This window comes from Phycisphaerales bacterium (assembly GCA_020852515.1).
Classification (GTDB): Bacteria; Planctomycetota; Phycisphaerae; order Phycisphaerales; family UBA5793; genus UBA5793.
This window is the reverse complement of the sequence record JADZAS010000014.1, coordinates 32,623-56,374: the sequence shown is the minus strand read 5'-3', so window position 1 is coordinate 56,374 and position 23,752 is coordinate 32,623. Positions and strand designations below refer to the sequence as shown.

At 65.1% G+C, this 23,752-nt stretch carries 25 protein-coding genes; 17 read left to right on the top strand and 8 right to left on the bottom strand.

Annotated elements, in window-relative coordinates; all coding sequences use genetic code 11:
* Positions 1-251 precede the first annotated feature (251 nt).
* The 10 genes from IT430_09120 (at position 252) to IT430_09075 (ending at position 7,213) form a co-directional block, all read left to right on the top strand.
* Positions 252-608, top strand: a complete 357-nt coding sequence (locus IT430_09120; GenBank protein ID MCC6908087.1) for a YegP family protein — start codon at positions 252-254, stop codon at positions 606-608.
* Between the two features lie 170 nt (positions 609-778).
* Positions 779-1,126, top strand: a complete 348-nt coding sequence (locus IT430_09115; GenBank protein ID MCC6908086.1) for a DUF1508 domain-containing protein — start codon at positions 779-781, stop codon at positions 1,124-1,126.
* Between the two features lie 473 nt (positions 1,127-1,599).
* On the top strand, positions 1,600-2,295 hold the full coding sequence (locus IT430_09110) for a hypothetical protein (protein ID MCC6908085.1): 696 nt from the start codon (positions 1,600-1,602) through the stop codon (positions 2,293-2,295).
* A gap of 195 nt (positions 2,296-2,490) precedes the next feature.
* Complete coding sequence (locus IT430_09105; GenBank protein MCC6908084.1) at positions 2,491-3,648, top strand: GNAT family N-acetyltransferase; 1,158 nt, start codon at positions 2,491-2,493, stop codon at positions 3,646-3,648.
* A 12-nt stretch (positions 3,649-3,660) separates the two neighbouring features.
* Complete coding sequence (locus tag IT430_09100) at positions 3,661-4,161, top strand: hypothetical protein (GenBank protein MCC6908083.1); 501 nt, start codon at positions 3,661-3,663, stop codon at positions 4,159-4,161.
* Between the two features lie 9 nt (positions 4,162-4,170).
* Positions 4,171-4,662 carry a hypothetical protein gene (locus IT430_09095; GenBank protein ID MCC6908082.1) on the top strand — a complete coding sequence of 164 codons (492 nt, stop codon included), beginning with the start codon at positions 4,171-4,173 and terminating at the stop codon, positions 4,660-4,662.
* On the top strand, positions 4,662-5,132 hold the full coding sequence (locus IT430_09090; GenBank protein ID MCC6908081.1) for a hypothetical protein: 471 nt from the start codon (positions 4,662-4,664) through the stop codon (positions 5,130-5,132). Before IT430_09095 ends, IT430_09090 begins: the two co-directional genes overlap by 1 nt.
* An 87-nt stretch (positions 5,133-5,219) precedes the next feature.
* Entirely contained in the window at positions 5,220-5,690 is a 471-nt protein-coding gene (locus tag IT430_09085; protein MCC6908080.1) for a hypothetical protein, read from the top strand.
* Between the two features lie 223 nt (positions 5,691-5,913).
* Entirely contained in the window at positions 5,914-6,270 is a 357-nt protein-coding gene (locus IT430_09080) for a DUF1508 domain-containing protein (protein ID MCC6908079.1), read from the top strand.
* 304 nt (positions 6,271-6,574) lie between these two features.
* The gene (locus tag IT430_09075) at positions 6,575-7,213 is read left to right on the top strand and encodes a group 1 truncated hemoglobin (GenBank protein MCC6908078.1); all 639 of its coding nucleotides are present in this window, start codon (positions 6,575-6,577) and stop codon (positions 7,211-7,213) included.
* Positions 7,214-7,483: 270 nt separating this feature from the next.
* On the opposite strand, the gene IT430_09070 is transcribed toward IT430_09075, so the two are convergent.
* Positions 7,484-8,458 carry a hypothetical protein gene (locus IT430_09070; GenBank protein MCC6908077.1) on the bottom strand — a complete coding sequence of 325 codons (975 nt, stop codon included), beginning with the start codon at positions 8,456-8,458 and terminating at the stop codon, positions 7,484-7,486.
* A 428-nt stretch (positions 8,459-8,886) separates the two neighbouring features.
* On the opposite strand from IT430_09070, the gene IT430_09065 reads away from it, so the two are divergent.
* The 7 genes from IT430_09065 (at position 8,887) to IT430_09035 (ending at position 13,432) form a co-directional block, all read left to right on the top strand.
* Positions 8,887-9,315, top strand: a complete 429-nt coding sequence (locus tag IT430_09065; protein ID MCC6908076.1) for a hypothetical protein — start codon at positions 8,887-8,889, stop codon at positions 9,313-9,315.
* A gap of 277 nt (positions 9,316-9,592) precedes the next feature.
* Positions 9,593-9,916, top strand: a complete 324-nt coding sequence (locus tag IT430_09060; GenBank protein ID MCC6908075.1) for a hypothetical protein — start codon at positions 9,593-9,595, stop codon at positions 9,914-9,916.
* A gap of 49 nt (positions 9,917-9,965) precedes the next feature.
* Positions 9,966-10,103, top strand: a complete 138-nt coding sequence (locus IT430_09055) for a hypothetical protein (protein MCC6908074.1) — start codon at positions 9,966-9,968, stop codon at positions 10,101-10,103.
* Positions 10,104-10,154: 51 nt separating this feature from the next.
* Positions 10,155-10,844 carry an O-methyltransferase gene (locus IT430_09050; protein MCC6908073.1) on the top strand — a complete coding sequence of 230 codons (690 nt, stop codon included), beginning with the start codon at positions 10,155-10,157 and terminating at the stop codon, positions 10,842-10,844.
* Positions 10,845-11,020: 176 nt separating this feature from the next.
* Entirely contained in the window at positions 11,021-11,884 is an 864-nt protein-coding gene (locus IT430_09045) for an SRPBCC domain-containing protein (protein ID MCC6908072.1), read from the top strand.
* A complete protein-coding gene (locus IT430_09040; protein MCC6908071.1) occupies positions 11,874-12,287 on the top strand; it encodes a nuclear transport factor 2 family protein in 414 nt (137 codons plus the stop codon). Before IT430_09045 ends, IT430_09040 begins: the two co-directional genes overlap by 11 nt.
* 44 nt (positions 12,288-12,331) lie before the next feature.
* On the top strand, positions 12,332-13,432 hold the full coding sequence (locus IT430_09035; protein ID MCC6908070.1) for a zinc-binding dehydrogenase: 1,101 nt from the start codon (positions 12,332-12,334) through the stop codon (positions 13,430-13,432).
* Between the two features lie 226 nt (positions 13,433-13,658).
* Here the strand turns inward: IT430_09035 and IT430_09030 are convergent, their stop codons facing one another.
* The 7 genes from IT430_09030 to IT430_09000 form a co-directional block, all read right to left on the bottom strand.
* Positions 13,659-14,024 carry a hypothetical protein gene (locus IT430_09030; protein MCC6908069.1) on the bottom strand — a complete coding sequence of 122 codons (366 nt, stop codon included), beginning with the start codon at positions 14,022-14,024 and terminating at the stop codon, positions 13,659-13,661.
* A gap of 467 nt (positions 14,025-14,491) precedes the next feature.
* A complete protein-coding gene (locus IT430_09025) occupies positions 14,492-15,298 on the bottom strand; it encodes a hypothetical protein (GenBank protein MCC6908068.1) in 807 nt (268 codons plus the stop codon).
* Positions 15,299-15,442: 144 nt separating this feature from the next.
* Positions 15,443-17,251: a PQQ-binding-like beta-propeller repeat protein gene (locus IT430_09020; protein ID MCC6908067.1), complete on the bottom strand. Its 1,809-nt coding sequence runs from the start codon at positions 17,249-17,251 to the stop codon at positions 15,443-15,445.
* A gap of 27 nt (positions 17,252-17,278) precedes the next feature.
* Positions 17,279-18,586 carry a PQQ-binding-like beta-propeller repeat protein gene (locus IT430_09015; protein MCC6908066.1) on the bottom strand — a complete coding sequence of 436 codons (1,308 nt, stop codon included), beginning with the start codon at positions 18,584-18,586 and terminating at the stop codon, positions 17,279-17,281.
* A 591-nt stretch (positions 18,587-19,177) separates the two neighbouring features.
* On the bottom strand, positions 19,178-19,579 hold the full coding sequence (locus IT430_09010; GenBank protein MCC6908065.1) for a hypothetical protein: 402 nt from the start codon (positions 19,577-19,579) through the stop codon (positions 19,178-19,180).
* Positions 19,580-19,650: 71 nt separating this feature from the next.
* A complete protein-coding gene (locus IT430_09005) occupies positions 19,651-22,986 on the bottom strand; it encodes an FtsX-like permease family protein (protein MCC6908064.1) in 3,336 nt (1,111 codons plus the stop codon).
* Positions 22,983-23,696: an ABC transporter ATP-binding protein gene (locus tag IT430_09000; GenBank protein ID MCC6908063.1), complete on the bottom strand. Its 714-nt coding sequence runs from the start codon at positions 23,694-23,696 to the stop codon at positions 22,983-22,985. Before IT430_09000 ends, IT430_09005 begins: the two co-directional genes overlap by 4 nt.
* Positions 23,697-23,752: the final 56 nt, after the last annotated feature.

Genomic DNA, 23,752 nt, shown 5'->3' with positions numbered 1-23,752 from the left:
GGGGGGGTGGCGTCATGGCAGGTGCTTGCTGACAGCCAGAATGATCTGGCCGCCGACGGCGCGGCGGCTACAGGAAAACCGCCCTGATCCGGAGGTGGGGAAGGCCGGGGATGGGGGCGCTTTCCGCTTTGCTCCGCTGGACTTTCCCCCGCATCACCACTTTCGGCAAAGCCGCCCCACGAGTCATTTCACCCAAGTGCCGTTATCCAACGAATAGCCGTATGCCCCGGAGCGGCACTACAATCGTCCGAATGTCCGAAAGGAGGTGCAGCATCGCAGCTCTCTACCACCTCGACAAGTCCACCAGAGCCCCCCTGTTCGAATTCACGCTCTGCGGGCCGGACGGCCAGACCCTCCTGTTCAGCGCGACGTACTTCGCCAAAGAGCTAGCCTTGTCGGCCATCGAGGATTGCATGACCAGTTCATCCTTCGACGATCGCTACCAGCGCCTCTTCACCACCAGCGGCCCGTTCTCCTTTCATCTGCTCAACCTGGCCCGTCAGGTCATCGCCCGGAGCAACGACTACGCTTCCATCGAGGACCGCGAAGCCGCCATCGCCGCCTGCAAACGCAGCGGCCCGACCGCCGCACTGCAGGACAACACATAGAGTCACCCTGGCGCTCGCACCGCCGGACGTCCAGGACCCGCGCGGCCGCGTGGTTCTCGGTTGCACTGTGTTGGAGCGGGGCCGTAGCCGCGTGGACTGGAGCGCTGACTGGCCGCCATATGATTCTCGTTCGAAAGGTCTTCCACCCGTGTGAAGAAGGAGCGCCGGCCTTGGCTGTGTTCCGTGTACGCCGATCGAGCGATGAGCAGTTCTACTTCGTTGCCTTGGCCCGCAGCGGGCGGCCCCTCATCCAGAGCGGGTCGTACCCTACGCGCCAAGCGGCTGAACAGGCGGTGGACACTTGCCGGGCCGCATCAGCCGATGAGGCGCACTACCAGAGGCACCAGTCCAGCCGCAACAAGCACTACTTCGACATCACCGACCGCTCAAACGCCTACCTGGCCACGAGCGCCGTGTTCGACACGGCCCATCGGCGCGATGACATCATTGAGTACTGCCTCAAGCGCCTGCCCACGGCCAAGCTGACGGATGAGGAAGTTCCAGCGGCGACAGACTGACCGCCGCGCACGACGCCGCGGCGAAGCAGGCGACTGCCCGTGCCGGGGCGCTCTCCACGTCATTCACTCACCCGCCGCGATCCTTGGGAGCACTCCGCGAGACTGATTCGCCCGGCGTGAGTCTCGGGCGCACGCCGGGAGCGCGATTCGCCCTCCCCGGGCCTCATTCGCACGCCGCATCTCTCGGGCGCACTCCGCGATCCATATTCGTACGCCGCAAGTCTGATTCGCACTCCGCGAGTCTAATTCTGCGAATTAGACTCTTATTCGCACAACGGCGCGGCCGCCGGGCACTTTTTGCCCTTTTTTGCCAGAATTTCGCGCATCGGGCTGGATGGCCTCAAATCATGCGCCGAAACAGGCCCCTGACAACCAGTTCACACGGGAGTGGGAGAGCACACGCGGAAGCGGCGCGCGATGGTCGTGCGCAGCCATGCGTTATCACTTCGGCGCAAGCCGGAAAGGAGTGTTCTATGCCTGTTCCCACTTTTCCGCCACGGAAGGACGCGGACCTCGTTACGTGGTCCACGAACTTCGACACGCTCATCACGTCGTCGGCGGCGACGTACGGCCTGGACGCCGCGCAGGCGGCGGGCTACAACGTGCTGCACAATGCGTTCGTGTCGGCGTACAACATCGCCGCGAACCCGAACACGAATTCCAAGGCGAATGTGAACGCGAAGAACGTCGCCAAGGAAAGCCTGCTCAACGACCCCAACGGCGCGTGGGAACTCGTGGACATCGTCCAGGCGTTCCCCGGCACGACCGACACCATGCGCGGCCAACTGGGCATTCGCATTCCGGCTGACCCCACGCCGGTCGGCGCGCCGACGACGGCGCCCGATCTGTCGATCATTTCGACGTTCGGCAAGACGATCAAAGTGCGGCTGCGCGACCAGTTGAATCCCGATTCGCGCGGCAAGCCGCCGGGCGTGCAGGGCGCGACCATCGTCTACCACGTCGGCGACACCGTGCCTTCCGACCCGGCTGAGTGGTCGTTCTCGATGAACGTCTCCAAGACGGTGTTCGATGTGGAACTGCCTGCATCGATCCCGGCGGCGAGCAAGGTGTGGCTGACCGCCTTCTGGTTCAACGCCCGCAAGGAGTCGGGCCCCGCGTGCCAGCCGGTGAGCACGAACATCGCCGGCGGCCTGGCGCAGGCGGCGTGAGAATTTCACCAGGGAGACACGGAGGGCACGGAGAGATTCTGTGTCCTCTGTGTTTCCCGGTGGTGCCATTGGATTTGGAAGAGCGTTTTACCACAGAGACACGGAGGCACAGAGAAGGGCAGTGGGATTTGTTTTGTTCGATGCTTGCGTCTCTCTGTGTTCTCTGTGACTCTGTGGTGAGATTGGATTTCGATCATGACCAACACGGCGATTCAACGACATACGACCAGCGCGATCGCGATTCCCGACCCCCGTCAGGCGATTTCGATTCGCACCGCGGTCGAAACGGACCTGGCGTTTATCGATGCGCTCCAGAGAGAGCACAGCAGAGCAGTCGGCTGGTTCCCGCGACAGCAGTTGGAGGGGAATATACGCAAGGGGCAGGTGTTGATTGCGGAGGCCGCTGACGGGGTGACGGGGTGTCGGGGTGAGGGGGTGACAGAGTTGCAGCGCGAGTCCGAGGCATCACCCGGTCACCCACTCACCCATTCACCCACTCAGGCGCAGCCGCTGGCCTACTGCATCTCCGCTGACCGGTACTTCAAGCGCGATGACTGCGGGATTATTTATCAACTCAACGTCGCGCCCGGCCATCAGCGCGGCCTGATCGGGGCGAGCCTCATCAAGGCTGTTTTCGATCGCGCGCCGTACGGCTGCAAACTGTTCTGCTGCTGGTGTGCGCAGGACCTGGAGGCGAATTGCTTCTGGGAGAGTCTCGGGTTTGTGCCGCTGGCGTTTCGGACGGGCGCGCGGCGGGGCGGGGCGAAGAAGGACCCTCGCATCCATATCTTCTGGCAGAGGCGGATTCGTGAAGGTGATGCCGAGACGCCGTACTGGTATCCGAGCGAGACGACGGGCGGCGCGGTGCGGGAGAATCGCATTGCGCTGCCGATCCCGCCGGGGACTCATTGGAGCGATGCCAAGCCTGCGGTGCTGCCGGGCGTGGAGGAGATGATCAATGCGCTGCCGAGCGGGGAGGTTGAGAAGCGCACGCGGCAGCGCGGCGGTGTGAAGAGCAAGCCGGCTGCGAAGCCTCGCGCGGTGTCGCGCGGCGGTCTGTGGTTCGCACCCGTGCTCAGCGCTGAGGAAATCAAGGCAAAGAAGGATGCGGAGGCCGCCCAGAGCAAGGCCCGCAAGGCGGAGCAGGCGCGCACGCGGCGGCGCAACGACCCGAAACTGGTGGCTGCGGCGCGGGAGCTGCGGGATCGGTATATTGAGCAGATCAATGAGGGACGGCTGCTGCCGCCTGGGGCGTGCGGGAAGTATGAGGTGAGCCGGGCGCTGGAGGGAGCGCCGAGCGCGCTGAAGGGGGAGCGTGTGGTGGGGCACCGAAGGTTGCTGGATGCGGCGTGATATGATCGCCTGATGCGCAAGCGGCTGCGGAGCACGATCAAATGGGGCGGGGCGGTGCTGACCGTGCTGCTGCTTGTGGTGTGGGTGGGGAGTGCGTGGTGGCAAGCCGGCGTTCGCAGTCACGGGTTTTACTTAGAGGTTTATGGTGGAGGCTTATCAATCGGAGTAGACCGCTGGAGGGACGACGAGTTCGAGTTCTGGCTCAAGGATCACACGTTCGACGTATGGTGGTGGTTCGATGTGACCGTGCGACCGGACCCGTTCGCCGAAGTCATCGGCTACATCCCAATCTGGTTCTTGTTGCTCGCGACGGGGTTGGCTTCCGGCTGGCTTTGGCACCGCGACCGCCGTCGCGCCCTGTGCCTGTGCATCAAGTGCGGCTACGACCTGCGCGGCAACGCGAGCGGCGTGTGTCCTGAATGCGGTACGCCCCCGCCCCGGCCCTCCCCCGCCCTTCGACTTGGCTCAGGACAAGCAGAGCCGGAGGAGGGAGTTGAGAGTGCGACGACGTAGGATCACCTGATGCGACGAAGGTTGCGAAGCACGTGCAAGTGGGGCGGGACGGTGCTGACCGTGCTGCTGCTTGTGGTGTGGGTGGGGAGTGTGTGGTGGGAATGCTCGCTCGGGATGCGAAAGACGGGTGGAATCACCGCGAACGGCGGCATGGTCTCGATCTGGTATATCGAGACCCCGGATCACCCTCGCATTGAGTTTACATGCACGTTCGAACGTCATTTGGGACCGATGCAGTGGTGGTTCGATAGCCATCGGTTTACCACAGGCGCCGTGACAGTCGGATGGTTTGCCATCCCGACCTGGGTCATTGTGTTGCCTTTCGGAGTGCCGGCTCTTTGGCTGTGGTATCACGATCGCCGCCACGCTCCCGGCCTGTGCGTCAAATGCGGCTACGACCTGCGCGGCACGGCGCATGCCGTCTGCCCGGAATGCGGCGCGCAGTGCGAGCGCATTGATCGGAGACCAGCGGAGCAGGTAAGCGGAGGATCGCCGAACTGATGCGATGCAGACTGCGAAGCACGATCAAGTGGAGCGGAACGGTCCTGACCGTGCTGCTGCTGGTCGTGTGGGTGGGGAGTGCGTGGTGGTATGCTATCTTCTATCTAGGGCCGACGCTGGGCTTGGGAGTGCACGCGGGCCGAGTCCTCGTCGTTTGGGAAGAGCCCTGGTCAATCATCCCCGTGAGCAGCGAATGGGAGCTTGGACGACACTCGTCCCCGTTGTCGTTCTCATGGTGGTTCTATGTTGAGCGAGGACCGTGGGCCGCCGGGACGTACGCCAAGGTCTATATCCCGCTCTGGGCGTTGGTCGTCCTCTTCGCAGCGCCCACCCTCCGGCTCTGGTGGCGCGATCGACGCAAGCCGCCCGGCCTGTGCGTCAAATGCGGCTACGACCTGCGTGGTGCGGATCACGCAGTCTGCCCCGAGTGCGGCGCTGCTGCGCCGAGAGTGTTGAAAGCAGAGAGTTGAGCAGGAGAGCATCAAAGCGCCCCCACCCCGGCCCTCCCCCGCAGAGCCGGAGGAGGGAGGCGGCGCGCGGCGTGGTATGATGAGTTGATGCGCAAGCGGCTGCGGAGCACGATCAAGTGGAGCGGAACGGTGCTGACCGTGCTGCTGCTGGTCGTGTGGGTGGGGAGTGCGTGGTGGGCTTGCACGCTGTTTCTGCCGACTTCGCTTTTGGCGAGTGTGATGAGTGGGCAGATCTATGTCGAATGGCGTGAACCCGTTTCAGTTCACTGGTCCCAAGTTCAGTGGGTGGGGCCGTATCGAGCTTCGACCCAGTTCGCCTGGTGGTTCGCCAGGCAAACATTTTCTACCCCTGGCGGATCAATCACTACATCGACTTCGGTTCCGCTCTGGAGTCTTGTGTGTCTTTCGGCGCTCCCAACCACCTGGATTTGGTACCGCGACCGTCGTCGCGCGCCGGGCCTGTGCGCCAAGTGCGGCTATGACCTGCGCGGGGCGGATCACGCAGTCTGCCCCGAGTGCGGCGCGGCTGCGCCGAAAGCGTTGAAAGCAGAGAGTTGAGCAGGTGAGAGCAGGTCGGTGGAGCCGGTTTCGCTCGCGGCGCTTTGCGGGGCCACTTGCGCGGGTTGGGCCGATTCGCATACGGGCGGGGCGGATTGCTTCATATCGCCGATCCGGGCCGGATTCCGATTGACATCCGCCCTTGTTACGGTAGATTCTCTTTCGGAACGTCAGGTGGCGCCGAACCGTTCGCGATGGGCAGAACGGGTATCGGAGGTTGCGATTGCACGAATACCATTTGTACAGGACCGAGGGCGGTTCGTTTTTCTTTACGCTGCGCGCGCCCGATGGCCATGTGCTGCTGCAGAGCGGACCATACGAAACGCATTCGGGCGCGGAGGATGGCATTCTCGACTGCCGCGCCGCTTCGCGCTACGACGAGCGGTACCGTCGCGATGACAAGCCGCGGCGGGCCTGCCGCTTTCGCCTGCTGTGCCTGAACGGCCCGGGCGAGGTGGGCACGAGCCCGCCATTCAAGACCAACACGCGGCGGGACCTGGGCATCATTGACTGCAAGGCGTACGGCCCGACCGCCGGCGTCGTGGATGACACCACCGCCGCGCTCGCCACGAAGGCGTGACCAGAAGCCGGGCCCGCCGAGAGGTCAGCGAGTCGATCAGGTGGAACTGACGGTTGGCCGTGCGCTGGCGCGGCGGGGCGGCGCTTCACCCGTGGCTGCATTCTCTGACCCCGCCGGGGTGGAGGCTGCTCAGATCGCCCATCGGCTGCGCGCACGCGCCGAAGTGTCAGGTTGCGCCTGACTTACCTGACTCGTTGTGCGTCAAACCCCGTGCCCCCGCCATTCGACTTCGCTTAGGGCCTGAGGGCAGGCTCGCTCGTCGGTCCGGCGATCTGGAGAGGCGGCAGGCGAGTTTGGCACTTGGTTGCCGCCTCGTCAGGGCGGTTTGCTCAGAAGACGATCCGGCCGGCTCCACTACCATCGGCCGCGCCCATCATCGTGGTGGGCGGATTACAAGCACCTGGAAAAGGGAAGAGAGATCATCATGAGAACACGACTTGGAATCACAGCAGCACTCGCGATCGCAGTCAGTCTAACGGCCGTTCTCGTCGCAGGCACCGGGCAGGCCCAGCCGAAAGTCGAAGAGAGTCTGTATGAACGGCTCGGCGGCGTTTACGCGATCGCCGCAGTCATTGACCACTTCAGCGATGCGGTGGTAGAGAACCCGATCGTTGGAAAGAACTCGAAGAACCCAGCCCTTCGGGAGTGGCACACGAAGAACCTGGAGCGATTGCCGGGCCTTAAGTTCATGCGAACGTTGTGGGTCTGCCAGGTTACAGGCGGGCCGTTTACGTTCTCCGCGACACAGCCGGGAAAGACTGACCTGGGTCTGGAAGAGGCGCATCGTGATCTGAAAATCTCGCCCGAGGAGTTTGATGAGGTGGCCGCTGAACTGGGGCGCAGCCTCGACTTCGCCAAGGTGCCTGCGCGCGAGAAGGGAGAAGTCCTCGCGGCCTTCGCTGCGCACAAGAACGAAGTGACCGCAGGCTACAAGTCGAAGTAAATCGCTCCGCCGGGGCCTTTCGAGCGACACTGGCAACGACTGGCCTGAAGTCGTTGCCGGAGTCGAGCGTAATCGTCATCCCGCCGGAGTGGAAGTCTGTTCATAATGGTCCGTCGGCTGCGCGCACGCGCCGAATTGTCAGGTTTGCACCTGACCTACGCCTGCATTTGGGCGTGGAGACGTCAAAAAGAACGCAGCCTCACCTCTTTCGAGGTGAGGCTGCGCAGATTGGATCACGCCGGTCGCTTCAGAGCGACGCGGGATGATGCATTACGGAACCTGGACGACGTTGCTGGTCTCGCAGGGGCTGCCGACGACGACCATCTGGACGTATCGTCCGCACGCGCCGGTGCCGACGTTGCTGCTGACCTGTCCGGCGCCGCTGCCGGTGCCGCCCTGGTAGTTAACCTGCAGGCCGCTGCTGCTCAGGCCGAGGGTGGTTCCCGCGCAGGGGCCGCCGGGGACGACGTACGAGCCGGTGCTGGACGCCGAAGCGATGGCCATGGGCTGGTTCGGGGTGGCGTTGGACCACGCGACGGTGACGCGGCCGGGGCAATCGCCGCTGACGCTGATTCGCGGGCCTGCGCCGCCCTCTTCGCCGGTGACGCGCCAGGCGCCGGCGTTGAGCGTGCCGCGGAACTCCCAGTTGGTGCACTTCCAGGTGGCGTTGGGGCGCTCGTTGCCGGGCAGCGTACTCTGGCGCAGCACTCCCCATGAGTTGCTCGCGCCGCCGCTGGCGACGATGGAGAGCCAGTAGCTCGCGCCGTTGTCGAGGGAGATGCCGGTGGCATCGCACTCGAGCAGGGGCGTGGGACCAGCCTGGTTCTGCGGAATCCCGGTGAAGTCCCACGTTCCCAGCGCGGTGCCGGGCTCGCTGCCGCCGGCGTCATCGGCGTGCAGGCGCACCTGATATTGATTCACGCCCGTCACGTGCGTGGCGGAGACGAGAACCTGGCACAGGGCGTAGTCGCCTGCTGAGGTGAACTTGTGGGCGGGGCCCCAGCAGCCGATCTGCGGCCAGTCCGAGATCGTCCAGCCCGTGCCGTAGTTAGGCGGGAAGCTGTCGGTGAACGTCTCGTAGACAACCGGGCAGCCCTGTGGGTAGACCGTCTGATCGACGCTGCCGGCGACGCCTGGAGTCAGGGTGCGGCCGTCGCTGGTGGGGACGGGGTCATTGGCCAGCGCTGCGCCTCCGGCGAGCAGCGTTACGCCTGCGGCCAGAACCAACATTTCCTTCGCTCTCATGTCTCTTCTCCTTCTGCCATTGTCGTGGCAAAGACCATTGTCGCGCTGCGAGCGCAGCGCTTCAGCGGGCGCCGACGCGAACGCGTGGCGGCAAAGCCCGCTCAACGGCGCCCATGATACCAGATCTGAAGGCGAATTCGGGAGCAGGATCAGCCGTTTTGGTGAAAAATCGCAATATCTACGCAGACTGGAGCGGCATCTGAGGCCGGGCGCGGTGGCGAAATGGCTAGGCGGCGGGGGCAGACGGGGTTTGGGGTTCTGAGCCGGTCAGGCCTGCCCCCCGGTTCCGGCGGCACGAGGCGAGTTTTCCACAATTCTCCAAATGGTAATTTGGCGGCTGCGAGCCAGTCATTGTGGATGTACAATGCAGTCAATTCCTCACGGTGGCATAGGGGATCGCCGGCGTCCAGCCGGCGAGGCTGCAGACGATGGCACAATACGTCATTACCTGCTCGCAGGGCGGAGTGTACCGGTTCCTGTTTTTCGACGGCGCCGGGGATCTGCTGCTGCTCGGCGAGCCGTGCGAGGCGCTGGAGGATGCGCAGCACTGCGTCGCCCTGTGCCGGGCCAATGCGCAGATCTCCTGCCAGTACGGGCGGGAGAGCAGCTCGCCATGGTGCTGGTACTTCACGCTGAGCAGCCGGACGCGCGGCGTGCTGGCGACGAGCAGCGCCTACGCGGTGGAGGCGGATCGCGATGAGGCGATGCTGCGCTGCCGGCAACTGGCCCCGACGGCGCCCGCGCTGGCTCGCATGCTGGTGGCCGCTGCTGAGGCGCCTGTCAGCGGCGTGAAGAGCCGGCCGCGGCTGGTCGCATCGCCCCAGCCGGCGGCCCTGGCCTTGAGCCCACGGCTATAAAAAAACCCTTCATGAGCACGATGAGCATTTTGCCGATGCTGCGCCTTTTACGGGCCGCCAATGATGCTCATGCGCGGAGGAGAGAGAGACGCGCCAAACGCGGGGAGTCACTTCCTCGCACCGCCACACGGCTTCGACCTGCACCCTCTGGTCGAAGCCGGTGTCGTTTTAAGGGGACCCCCGGGCAGAATGGAAGTGCGGCATTGAGTGATTTGCCTATCGCCTTTAGCTTCTAATGTCGGTATGACTTGGCAATCCGTGGTGGAGGTTGCCTGCGATGGCTCAGATCGAAATCCACGACATCAGCCGGGCTGGCGCCAGCGCGATCGCGCTCGAAGTGTACAGTGTCGGCGAACTGCGAATCCTGCTGCGCAAGCGAGGCTGGACGAATGTGCAACTTGTGCGGCACCATGCGGGCACTCACATCCACAGGGAGTGCAGTGTGGATGATCTGACGGAAGATGATTTCGAATGGCTCGCCGCAGCCGAGCCCGGCGATTACCGCTGGATCGATTGCGCCGACCCACCGGGTGAACGGTGGTCCCCCAGCGAGCGGCCGATGCAGAATTCGATCGGGCGCCAAGCTTCCAGGCGCCGCTAGCGCCACGCCGACGCGACCGCGAGAGGGCGTGAATGGTCGGTGGCGTTTCATGCTCAAGCAGCACAGTATCAGTGACCTGGACCAGCGCCGCTCGACGAGTCTTGAAGATCTCAGCGAAGACGATCTCGATTGGTTGAGCGCGGCTACGCCAGGCGCGAACCGAGATGTGGCGCTGCGCGTGCTCTGAAGCGGCCCGACCGGCGCCCGCTGCGAGGGGGGCTCGTGCGTACCATGCCGCATGAGCCAGCAGATGTGGGATGCGGTCGATGCATACGTGGTCGAGCACCTCGTGCGGCGCGATGCGGCTCTGGAGGCGGCGCTGGAGGCGAGCCGCAAGGCCGGCCTGCCTGAGATCCAGGTCTCGCCGTGCTTCGGCAAGGCGCTGCACCTCATGGCGCGCGCGATGGGCGCCAGCCGCATTCTCGAGATCGGTACGCTGGGCGGCTACAGCACGATCTGGCTCGGGCGAGCCCTGCGCCGCGGCGGGCGGCTGATTACGCTCGAAGCCGAGCCGCGCCACGCCGAAGTCGCCCAGGCCAACGTCGAGCGCGCGGGGCTGGGGCGGTGCGTCGAAATCCGCGTGGGCAAGGCGATGGATACCCTGCCGGCGCTCGCGGCCGAGAAGGTCGGCGCGTTCGACTTCTTCTTCATCGACGCCGACAAGGAGCAGATCACCGAGTATTACGAGTGGGCGGTGCGCCTGGGCCGCCCGGGCAGCATGATCATCGTCGATAACGTGGTGCGCGAAGGCGCGGTGCTCGACGGCGAGAGCCGGGACACGGCGGTGCGCGGCGTGCGGCGCTTCATCGAACACGTCTCGCGCGACCGGCGCGTCAGCGCCACGGTGATGCAGATGGTCGGGTGCAAGAAATACGACGGCTTTGCGATGGCGGTTATCGCGGACGAGACGGCCGCGGCGCCGGCCTGAGTCGCGGCGGCGCACGTGAAAGGAGGCGATGGTGAGGCTCATCGAGTGGTGGGGCGGGCAGAGCGCGTGGCTGCGCTACGGGGTGGCGCTGGTGCTGCTGCTCTTCGCGGGGCCGTCGGATTCGGAGAAGAAGGGGTATCACTTCTGACGTGGCGCGGCGCGGACCGGAGTGCACCATGATCTGGCGCATCGGCGGGTTTCCTGAACTGGCGCAGCTGGATGCGGCCGAGCGGCGGGCGGTGCTGGCGCGGCTGCGCTGGTGGGTCTACCCGTTCATTGTCATTCGCGCAATTGTCGTGGGCGCTCTCGTTGGCGGGCTGCTGCTTGGCGCGACGGGCTGGATGTTTGACTATCGCGGCGGGTGGTTCGTGGCTGTGGCGTATCCAGCGCTGGGCGCGGGCGTTGCCGTGGCGATGTACCTGCACCAGCTTGGCGTGATCCGCGACGACCTGCGCAAGGAACTGCGGGCCTCGGCACTCAAGGGGCATCGCACGGTCTGCCTCGCGTGCGGCTACGACCTGCGCGGCAGCAACGCGACGCGCTGCCCGGAGTGCGGCGCAGCGCTCATCATGGCGACGAAGCGCCCGAGTGCTGAGCGTGGCCCGGCGGCGGCCGCGATTCATCACGATTTTCCGATCAGCGCGCCCGCGAAAGATGTGTTTGAAGCGATCTCCACGCCGGGCGGCCTCGATGCGTGGTGGACGCGGCGCTGCGCCGGCGAGGTGCGCGAGGGAAGTGAGTACGTGCTCGATTTCGGCCCGGGCTACGTGTGGCGGGCAATTGTTTCGGCGTGCGAGGTCGGGCGCATGTTCGAACTGAGCATGGTGCACGCGGATGATGACTGGATCGGCTCGCGCGTGTGCTTCGAGTTGTCGCCGATCGAGGGCGGGACGCAGGTGCGCTTCAGCCACACCGGCTGGCCGGAGTTGAATGACCACTTTCGCACGTCGTCGTTCTGCTGGGCGATGTACCTGCGCCTGATGAAGCGCTACGTTGAGCAAGGCGAGATCGTGCCGTATGAGAGGCGCCTTGATGCGTGATCCACAGACATCATCGGACAACGTTCGGGTGATCGAGGAGCTGTACCGCGCGTTTCGCGAGAAGGACTACGACTCTTTCCTGCAGATCTGCCATCCCGATCTCGAATGGATTCAGAACGTCGGCTTTCCGCGCGGCTCGACAAAGCGCGGCGCTCAGGCCGTGGTCGACAGCGTCTTCAAGACTTTCAACAACGACTGGGAGGCGTGGAAGTTCGAGATCGAGCAGTACCTGGACGCCGGCGACACGATCGTCGTCATCGGAACCTACTCGGGAGTCCATCGCGGCACCGGCAAGTCCATGCGCAGCCCGGCGGCGCACGTCTACGATGTGGCCGATGGCAAGGTGACTCGCTTCCGCCAGTTCACGGATACGAAGGTGATCTGGGATGCGATGAAGCCGTGACCGAAGTTCAGGTGTCCGAACGATCCAACGGATGAGTGACTCCCATGCCCAGCGTACTGGCCGCCGTCATGCCCGGCGGCGGCAAGCCGATCGAAATTCGCGAGTTTCCCGAGCCCGCGCTCGAAGCCGACAGCGGAGTGCTCGAGGTGCATCTGAGCGAAGTCTGCGGCACGGATGTGCACCTGCGCGACAGCCGGCTCTCAGGCGTGCCGTATCCGATCATCCCCGGCCACGTCTCGGCCGGCGTGCTGAGCAAAGTGCGCGGCACGCTGCTCGACGACAACGGCCGGCCGCTGCGCGAGGGCGATCGCATCACCTTCCTTGATGTACACGGCACGTGCAACGCCTGCTGGCACTGCCTCGTCGCCAAGGCCTCGACGCGATGTCCGAAGCGCAAGGTGTATGGCATTACGTTCGGCGTGCGCGACGGGCTCACCGGCGGCTGGGCGCAGCAACTCTACCTCAAGCCGGGCACGCGCTGCATTCGTCTCGACGATCTGCCCTACGAAACGTACATGGCCGCGGGCTGCTCGCTGCCGACGGCGCTGCACGCGGTGGATCGCGCTGAGGTTCGCCTCGGCGAGACGGTGCTCGTGCTGGGCAGCGGGCCGGTGGGGCTCTCGGCGGTGGTGTTTGCGCGCATGGCCGGGGCGCTGAGCGTGCTGTGCATCGGCAACCCGGCAGCGCGGTTGGAAGCGGCGCGGCAGGTCGGCGCGAGCGCAACGCTCGACTTTATGGAGTGCGATGAGCCGGCCCGGCATGAGTGGGTGCGCCAGCACACGCAGGGGCGCGGCGCCGATGTGACGATCGAAGCCACCGGCGCGCCGGCCGCGGTCGTGCAGGCGATGCGCTTCACGCGCGATGCCGGGCGCGTCGTGGTGGTCGGCCAGTACACCGATCACGGCGAGGTGCCGTTCAACCCGCATCTTGATCTCAACCGCAAACACCTCGACGTGCGCGGCTGCTGGGGCTCGGACTTTTCGCACTTCTATCGCGGTGTGGAGATTCTCAAGGATCCGCAGCGCGCCCGGCCGTGGGCCGAGATGCGCATGCAGCGCTTCGGACTGAGCCAGGCGAACGAAGCGCTCGCGGCGGTCGAGTCGCGCGCCGTGGTCAAGGCGCTGATTGATCCGCGGCTGGGGTGAACGATTGACACGTGAGCCGCTCCGTCGGAAACCGAGCCCCACGCGTAAGCACGGGTGTTGGACCTGCGGGAGCGCGAAAACCGTTGACGGCGAGGACCGGTGTTTGGCGAAGACCCTCCCTTACGGTCGGGGCTCGGATCTGCGCGCTGCGGCGATTGGAACCGAGGCTTGAACCGCGGCGACGTCAGTTGAACTGCCGGGCCGCGCTCAGAGCAGCGGTCCCGACCTACGCCCGATTTGGCGCTTCGCCGCCGCACTCCGGACACACGCCGCTCACATTGCCGCGCAGGTCGTAGCCGCAGGTGCGGCAGACCAGGTCGTCGCGCTCCGGCATTCGTAACTTCACCGCCCGGTAGAAGCAGTAGACGGTGATGGCCAACGCTCCAAACAGCATGGCGAACACAATACACGCGTCGCTGGCGACGACGCTGAACTCTCCCGTCTTCATGATGGGAATCCACAGAAGAAACAGGAGCATGCCGACGAGGATCAGTCCACCTGTGCCGGCCCGCGCGAATGATTGCGACTTTGCGAGATCCTCGGGGGATGGCTGGTGCGGCGGTCCGGGCTGGTTCTGGGGCTGATCGTTCAACTTGTCACCGTCAACCCTTTCGGAGTAGCGCCGCACTCGGGACACACTTCATGAGCCGCGCCGCGCAGGTCGTAACCGCAGTTGCGGCACCCGGTCGGCGGGCTGCGGCGATCGTGCCACCAGATCCAAATCGTCGGCGTGGCAGCCAGCACGACCAGCGGCCACATCGGCATTAGAACAGTGCTAAACGTAGTGCCGCCCGATGCTACCTTCCGGCCCTCGAACCACCATTGAATTCGAAGGGATGATCGTACAAACACCCAATCACCCGTCATGGAGGTGATTGACCAAGGCTCCCGCCATCCAATACCAATTCGACCGGCGGACATTCCTACGTAACTCGCCGGTGCACGGTCGACGCCGCCCCACCACCACGCACTCCCCACCCACATGACCAACAGCAGCACGGTGAGCAGCGTGCAACTCCACTTGATCGTGCTTCGAAGTCTGCTCCGCATCAGGAAATCCTATGACTTCGCGCGATCCGCGAGTGGCGCTCCGCACTCGGTGCAGACAGGTGAAACACCAACTGGATATCCGCACGCAGGACATCGGTTTCGCTTCAGACGATGAGAATGGCGCACCGATCGGGGGCCGCCGTAGATGAGCCAGAGAAGGAAACCGTAGCACACCGTGTTGAAGGCGAATCCCGTCCAGATCGGATGAAGTGGCAGCCAGCGAAACTGTCCGAGCTCGCCATACGCACCGGCGACACCCAGCGTGGGCATACTGATTGGATAGATCCAGCGGTGCTGCTCCATGAGCGTGATACGCTGATTCTTCTCGTCATAGACATACAGCCCCCCGCGAGGATATCGCACCGCCCCCATCATCGAGAGGCATGGCCAGCCGCGAGCATCCGCAACCGAATGGAAGAAGTACCATTCCTCGCCGGTCCAGGGTCGGCTGCTGTCGGGCCACCGTCTGAATTGAAGCACAGGCTGCGCCCAGTCTGGGAAGATCTCGGCGGGTGAGATGCGGTTCACAAAGGGTGGCCCGGAGAGGCTGTTCAGTTCCTCGATGTAGACCTGCTCAGCACCGGTGCGTTTCAGACGGGCGATGAATACGCAACCATACTGCCTGAACGCTTCAGATTCGCGCGGCTCAGCAATGCCCCAGTAGGTGTCTCTTGAAGTGGATGTTCCAGTCGCACCCGACGGATCCAGGGACAACCAAAGCGCCAGCCCCCACGCGACTGCGATGTTGATGATCGCTCCGAGCAGTAGAAACACACACGTTGGCACCACCAGCCGGCAATTGAACCAGTTGCTCACTCTCACCTGCGATCATATGGCGAAGTGTCCGCCGGACTCTGGATAAGCGCATTGCCCTACGCGTGAGCACGCGTGTTGGAGCTGCAGGAGCGCAAGGGACGTTGACGGTGAGGACCAATGAGCGGCGAAGACCCTCCCTTACGGTCAGGGCTCGGACCGATCAGATTGTGAGCCGTCCTTCGGCAAGCCCACTGCAAACACATGATGCCGGGCGCGGAAGTAGATGATGCCGTCGGAGATGGCCGGCGTGGCCATGCAGGTTTCGCCGAGATCGCTGGTGGCCATCTTCTCCCATTCGCGGCCGGCGCGGACGATCTGCACCGAGCCCTGCTCGCTCGTGTAATAGATCTTGCCATCGCCCGCGACGGCCGAGGCGGTGAAGCCCGAGCGACCGTCGCCGACGCGTTCGCGGTAGATCATCTCGCCGCTCACGCCGTCGAAGCAGGAAACGATGCCGGCGTCGGTGCAGAGGTAGACGAGATCGCCGTAGGCCAGCGGCGTCTGCATGTACGCGCCGCGACGGGCATAGGCCCAGGCCATGTGCTGGTTGGACGTACCGTCGGGCGGCATTTCAAGTGTGCCTGTGGCGGAGGTGCGGATGGCGTAGATCGGGGCCATGCGGCCGTGCGCGTTGGTGATGTAGATGAGATCGTGCGCGACGACGGGTGTGGGCACGGGGATGTCGCCGCCGCCCACGAGCGACCAGAGCTGCTCGCCGGTGTTGATGTCGTAGCCGGCGATAACTTTCCAGCCGTTGCAGATGACCTGCGTGCGATCCTTGCCGACGTGGACGGTGGGCGTGGACCAGGTGGGCACTTCATCGCGCGGCGTGCGCCAGAGTTCATCACCGGTGTTCAGGTCAAGCGCCGCGAGGAAGGACTCGCCCTGCACATCGCACTGCACGAGCACCTTGTTTTCATGGATCACCGGCGAACTGGCAAAGCCCCACTGCGCATCAGGCACCATGTAAAAGCCCGAGTCGAGCGTGCCGAAGTTCTTCGACCACAGCAGTTCGCCCTGCGGGTCGTAGCAGTAGAGCCCTTCGCTGCCGAAGAAGGCGACGATGTGCTTGGCGTCGGCGGCGGGCGTGGAGGCGGCGTGGCTGCCCTTGGGGTGGCGCTTGACGGCGGGCACGCCCTGCCACGCCGTCTTGCTCCAGAGGATCTCGCCGCTGCGCTTCTCGAGGCAGAGAACCTTGAACTCGTACGTCGAATCGTCCTGCACCGGCTGAATGTCGCCATACAAGCCGACGCGAAGCTCATCTTCGCCTTCTTTCACCGCGGTGGTGAGATAGAGGCGATCGCCGACGATGACGGGGCTGGAATGCGCGAGCCCTTCGACTGGCGTCTTCCAGAGGATGTTCTCGCCGGTTTCGACGTTGAACGAACCCGGCAGCGGCTTGCTGTCGTCGTAGCCGCGCGCAAAGGCGCCGCGGAAGGATGGCCAGTCGCCGATGGATTGCTCTTTGGATTCGGGCCGGGTGACTTTGCCGAACATCTGCCCGCCATGATCGCCCGCGCTCCACGTTCCGGCGTATTCGCCGCGGTAGACGAGCACGCGCGCGGTGAACGTGCCCATGCCGGGAATGGCAAAGTCGGTCAGGGTGATAACGGGCGTGTCGCCGGCCCACTTGACGAGCAGCATGAGGGGAACGGTGACGTCTTTCTGCCCGTACTGAATGCGGGCTTCAAAGCTCCACATGTCGCCGTCGATCTTCTTCACTTCGCCCAGGGTGTACTTGTCTTCGCTGAGCGGCTGGTCATCGGCCCGGCCGGTGCGCGTGAAGTAGCCGACGAGTTGGGCGCCGGACATGGATTGTGCAAACTTCGCCTCCAGTTCCGCCTGGCGGTTGTCCGGGGCATCGCCGGCCTCGTCATGCTGGGCCAGCGCTGCCTCGCCCGCCAGCGCGAGAAGAAGCGCGACGCACGAGATCAGGCGCATGAAAGTGAACATGAGTATCTCCATCGTTCGTTCGGTTGTTCAGGGCTGAGTGCGGGGCTCCTCGGCGGGCACGTTGCCGATGCAGTACAGCCGGTCGGCCGTGCGAATGAGCAGTTGGTTGTTGTCGATGACGATGTTCGATCGGCAGGGGTACGAGTCGAGTTCGCTCGTGGCGATGACCTTGTACGCGTCGCCCGCTTCGAGCACGACGCAGAATCCCTCGGCGTCGATGAGGTAGATCTTGTCATCGCCGGCGGTGGCCGAGGCGCGGATGAACGCGTGCGTGTCAAGTTCGCTTTCCCAGAGGCGCTCGCCGGTGGCGGGATTGAGGCAGACCATCTTGCGGCGGCGCTTGCCGTCGCTCACGTAGAGCCGGTCCTTGTAGAGCAGCGGCGTCATGACATCAGGCGTCGGGCGATCAAGCGTCCACACCTCGCTCACTTCGTCGCCCTTGACCTGCAGCGCGTGCAATGCGTTGTTCTGCGGCTCGGTGACGTAGATGAAGCCGTCGCTTCCCACCAGCGTGTTGGTGATGGCGCGGTAGTTGCGCGCCTGTCGCGGGTTGAGCCCGGACCAGCGCCAGAACTCCTTGCCCGTGGCCGGGTCGTGCGAGGTCAGGCAGTCGGCGCCGAGGATGAGAATCTCCTCGCGATCGCCGTTCACAAACGGCACCGGCGAGGTGTAGGCCTGCTCGGATTCGCTGCGCGCGTCGTCTTCGCGGATGTGGCGCCAGATGGTCTCGCCGGTCTTAGGCTCGACGGCGAGGATGTACGACTCGCCGGTGCGAATGACCTGCACGTAGAGCCGGCCGCCCCAGAGCAGCGGGCTCGATGCGTAGCCCCAGTCAATCTTCAACTTGCCGAACTCCGCGGCGAGGTCGCGGGCCCACAATTCATCGCCGTCGAAGTTATATCCCGCGAGCCGGCCGTTGCCGAACATGAAGCACGCGACGCCGAGGCCTGCATCGGCCGCCGGCGAGCACTCGGCGAACATGTTCTCGTAGCCGCGCTGGCGCGACTCGCGGCCGGGGCCGTTGGGTCGCTGCCAGAGCACCTTGCCGCTCTGGCGATCGACGGCGATGGCCAGGAGCATGGAGTCTTCGGCCGAGAACGCCGTGAGGAAGATGCGATCGCCCGCGACGCTGGGCGTGGCGGCGCCTGGCCCGGGCAGCGGCGTCGCCCACACCACGTTTTCCGTGGTGCTCCACGAGGTCGGCAGGTTGGCGGCGTCTGCGGATCCGTTGAAGCGGGGGCCGCGCCACTGCGACCACTGCTCAAGCACCTGGGCGTGCAGCGACGAACTGGAAAGGGCCAAAAGCAGCGCAAGGAGCGAGGCGACGCGGTTCATGTCTTGCTCCGAAAGTGTGCCAGCCGGGAACGATAGCGCTGACCGGGTTTACCGGTTGTTCGATCACTGGTTCTGCGGGCGGTGGGCGGCTACTCTCGGCGAAGGGAATCCATGAGCCGGCCGCGCGACGAGCGATGCAATCGCGACAGATTCCCGCCCGCCTTCTTCCCCGCACCAACGGTGCAGCCGCAAGTCAGCCTGGGGCAACGCCCCGGGAATGGTTTGGCGGTGAAGCGGGAGCCCTGAAAGGGCGCGACCCGACATGCACAACACCGTACAAGCGTGGATGATTGGCGCGCCCCCTTCAGGGCTCGACTGATTGGCGCGACCATACTCCTGGGGCGTTGCCCCGGGCTGCCATGTTTCCGCCCCTCCGGGACTCAGGAGGATGGCTTCCCTTCGAGAGTCGCATTGAACATCGCAACCGCCCGGGCGCCCGGGTGAAGGTCGAGCGGTGCGAGACATGAGAGGTGCCATGCGTACCGGCTGCGAAAAACGACGCATAATCGTCAGCGCCGTCCCGTCATCCGATTCAAATTTACTGGTGCAGACAAGGGCGGTAGATCAGGCCCCAATGTCGAAGCGACGCTGCTATACAAACCCCCATTCCTTGAACCACCCCAAACAAAGCGTGTGATATAAACTCGACGCCTGCACAAGAACCGAATCCCATTCCTTCGTTGCAATATTTTCCACATCCAGGAGATCCGACATTTGCCTCGCATACACGTCCATGAACGCCTCTCCAAATGCCCGAATCGCGTTGACCTCGTCTGGCGTAGCACCCGCCATCAGATACGCCGCTTCGTAGCTCCGCGGGTCAAGGTTATCTTCATACGCATGGACCGCCTGTCGCATGCTGTCGATTTCACCAAGATCCTCCGTTCGCCCCCACACTCGCTCCTGGTATGCTCGGCTCTTCATACACGTCAGCCACACAAAACACTCTAACGGCAGCGTCAAGGAAACCGAGGCCAATACATCTGTGTTCATTGATTGCTCCAGCCCAAGGTTAGCTGCCAAGCTAACGGAAATCGCCGCGTTTGTCAAGACCCGCCCTGCGGCTACTCGCGGCGGAGGGAATCCATGAGCCGGCCGCGCGTGGCCCAGTGCGTTGCCAGAACAACCGACGCGGCGCCCGTGGCGGCGATGAGGATCACGATGAGCAGCGTGACGCCCAGCGACGCCGGCGAGCCGGACTGGGCCAGGGCTGGCCAGACGGCGGGCACGGCGGCAATCACACCCACGCCCAGGCCCAGCGCCAGCAGTGCTGCGTGCTCGATGAGCAGCAGGCGACGCACCTGGCGCGGCACAAAGCCGACGGCGGCCAGCAGCGCCAGTTCGCCGCGCCGCTCGCTCACGTTGCGCACGAGCACCATGCCCAGCCCGGCGGTGCCCACGATGACGCCCAACCCCCCGAGCACCTGAAAGACCGCCATGTAAGTGTTCTGGACCGCGTTGAACTCCGCCAGGCGCTGGGCCGTCGGCGTGATCTGCAGACCAATGTCGGCAAAGGCGCGCATGAGCGCCTGGCTGACCGCGTCGGCCTTGTCCGGCGGGCAGTCGATGAGCAGCATGCGGTGGCCGGCCTCGGATGGGAACGCCCGTTCAAAGTTCGATTCGCTGATGATGAGATTGCCCTGCAGGATGGAGTTGGCCAGCGAGGCGACGAGTTGCAGTTTTACCGTGTCGCCCTGCGCGTTCTGATAGGTGATCACATCGCCCAGCGAGCGGTGCATGGCCCACATCATTGAGGCCTGATCGACGATGGCGGGAATGACGCCGCCCTCGCCGCCGCTCTCGCTGAGCAGCATCCACGGGCTCGGGCCGGCCGGTTCGTTCAGTGTGGAGGCGAAGGTAAAGGCATCGCGCTGCGCGAGAAGATCGGGATTCACTCCCAGCACGCGCGGCTGCTGAGCCCGGTTGAGATTCAGGCAACTCGCCTCGTCGCCGGCGCGGATGCGCAGCGGCACGAACGACACGTCGCGGAAGAGCTCGGCATCGAGATTCGCCGCCTGGCGCGCTTCGGGTGTGTTGAGATCCGCCAGCAGCGCAATGGAGGATTGGCCGAGGAGTGCAAAGCCGCCCGTACCGGAGCTTCGCGAGGCGGGATCGGGCGTGGGCAGTCGATTCAAACCGACGGCGACGACGAGAAAGCAGCCGGACGCGAGCAGAGCGATGGTCGCGGTGGAGCGCCCGGGCCGGCGAGCGGCGCTGCGCAGCGCGAGCAGACGCGGCGTGAGGCGAGCCTCATCGCCCTGCAACACGAGTCGTGTGAGAACCCAGCGCGACGCGAGGACTCCCGCGATGAGCAGCAGCGTGCCGGACGTGAAGAAAGCGGCGATCGCGGCGCCCTGCTCGCCCGCCGCTGCCCACGCGATGCAGCCGAGTCCGGCAACGAGGCACAGCGTCGCGGCAGCCGGCAGGAGCCAGCGCCGCGCACTCGCGCCAAACACAGCGCGATCATCGGGTTTGCCCGACAGGAGGTCCACGGCGTGTTGCCTGAGCAGTCGCCGGGCGGCAAGGTGCATGGCGATCATGGCGGCGACGAACGAGATGACGGCGCCGATGGCGAGGGTCATCCACGTGACGTGCAGATCCAGGGCCGCTGAGGCCACTGCGCCTTTCCACATGCCTTGCAGCGCGGCGAGCAGGGCGCGACTGTACGCGACGGCGAGCAGCGCGCCGGCAACCGAGCCGGACGCAGCGACGAGGATCGCCTCGCGCAGCAGCCAGCCGCGCACCATCCAGCCGCTCCAGCCGACGGCCAGGAGCGTGCCCATCTGCCGGCGGCGCTGATCGACGGTGAATGCAAAGAGCATCCCCGTCAGGAGAAGGGCGGCGACGATCAGAAACAGGCTCAGGCCGATGAACAGGCCGCCGAAGTCAGTCGTCGGGTTCGCCGCGGCCAGCGCGGCCGTTCGTACAGGTTGGAACGTGAGGCCGAAGTGTTGCGGATTCAGATTCGCGAGCAACGCGGCCGGTGCGAGCCTGCCTTGCTGCGCTGCGGGGGTGCGGATTGCGGTGAGGCTGCCGAAGCGATTGCTCCACAGCGCGCGGGCCGCGTCGAGGCTGATGAACGCTTTGGGAGTGCCGCGATGCTCATCCCAGTACTGCTCGTCCTTGTCGCGAATGCGATCGAGATCGATGGGCACCCCGGGATTCCAGTCACGGCAGTCGGCGCTGTCGGTCAGCCCCGGGATGTCGGGCATGAGTTGCGCATCGGCCGCGGGTCCGGTTGACTCGATGATCGCGCGCACCGCAAAGGTGGATGAGGCTTCCCGCAGTGTTCTTCCGGCGGCGAGTTCGAAATAGCGCACATCGAGCCGATCGCCGACGGAGGCCCGCAGGTCGTCGGCCAGCCAGCGCGGGATGACGATTTCATCGGCCTTCAGATCGGCCGGGATGATGGGCTGCCATGCCTGGGGCAGCGCGGCGCCTTCATTCAGCGGGCCGATTCCAGTGATCGTGGAGTAGGGCGTGGAGCGATCAGCGCGGCGGATCTCGTTGACAAAGTACGTGAGCAGGCCGATGGCTTCTGGCTCCAGTCGAGCCGCGGCGTCGGCCACTTCATCATCGAGGAACACCCGGCTGCTGCGCCACTCAAGCGTGCCATCGGTTGCGCTGGACCGCGTGGCGAGCGAAAGATCATCGATGCTCCAACTGGACGCAACGGCGGCGGCGAGTTGATCGCCAGTCGGCGCAGGCATGCCATCGCTCTGCAGCAGCAGATTCGCGCGGCCGAATTGTGCCGACTGCTGGCCGAGCCAGTCCAGCGGCACAAACGCGTTGAACGGGGGCTGCTGGTTCGCCGCGAGGCTGAAGCGGCCGAACTGCTCATCATCAACCACTCCCGCCACTTCCACGCGCAGCGCGAGCACGGCGTCGTCGGTTGTTGCAAAGGTCAGATCGCGCGAGAGCGCGGTGGGCTTGTTGACGCGGACGACGATCGTGTCGCCGGTGGCGGCGCTGAGTTGCGCCGCCAGCGCGGCATTGAGCCAGACCCGGCCGGGATGAAGATCGATGCGAGCCGGTGTCGGCGCCATGGCAAAGAATCGTTCATCGACACCCAGCACCGCGACGTCGAGCGCCCGCCTGCCGCCATCGGCCGTGGCGGCGATGCCCTGCAGTTGCAGCACGGGGGCGATGGAGGACTGCGGCGCATCGGCGGCGACGGTGTCGGCGAGTTCGGCGCGGATGAGTCGGTCGCCGGTGCTCATCGCTCGATCGACGGCGCCGATGCGCCATTGCGCCTGCTGCCGCAGGGTGTAGCGGACCGAGTCGCCGATGATGAGCGAGCCGACGAGCGCCATCGCCGCCAGCGCGGCGCCCAGCAGCGTCGCCAGGAGCGAGCGGCGGTCGTAGACGACGCTGCGCCAGACCAGTCGCCAGAGGCTCATGGCGTCGCGGTCCCGCGGTCTGCGAGTGCTCCGCCGCGCAGTTCAATCAGCCGGTCGAGTTGCTCGGCGAGCGGGCGCGCGTGCGTCACGGCGATCAGTGCGACCTGGCGCTCGGAGCACATCCGCGCCAGCATGGCCCAGACGTCGCGCGCCGTGTCGCCGTCGAGCGAACCCGTGGGTTCGTCAGCGAGGATCAGATCCGGTTCGTTGATGAGCGCCCGCACGACGGCGATGCGCTGGCACTCGCCGCCGGACAACTGACCCGGAAGGTGGTGCAGCCTCTCGCCGAGACCAACGTCCGCGAGCAGTTGCTCAGCGCGCTGGTTTGCGGCGGCGTCGCGCGCTGCCCTGCCTCGAGCCAGCGTCGGGATGAGGACATTCTCGATCGCCGTGCACTGAGGCAGAAGATGGTGCATCTGAAAGATGAACCCGATGCGATCGCGTCGAAACGCAGCGCTGTCGCGCGGCGCAAGCTTGTCGATGCGCTGCGCGCCGCACCACACCTCGCCGGTCGTGGGGGCGTCGAGGGCGCCGAGGATGTTGAGCAGCGTGCTCTTGCCGCAGCCGGAGGGTCCGACGATGGCGATGGATCCGCCGCGATCGACCTGCAGCGAGACATCCGCCAGCACCCGCAGCGGCTCGCCGCCGGCCGGGCCTGGATACTGCTTGCACACATGGATCGCCCGCAGCAGCGGTTGCCCGTCATTCACGCTTTGCACTCACCGCCCACGCGTGGAACTCTGCGACACCTGGCAAGCGTATCACC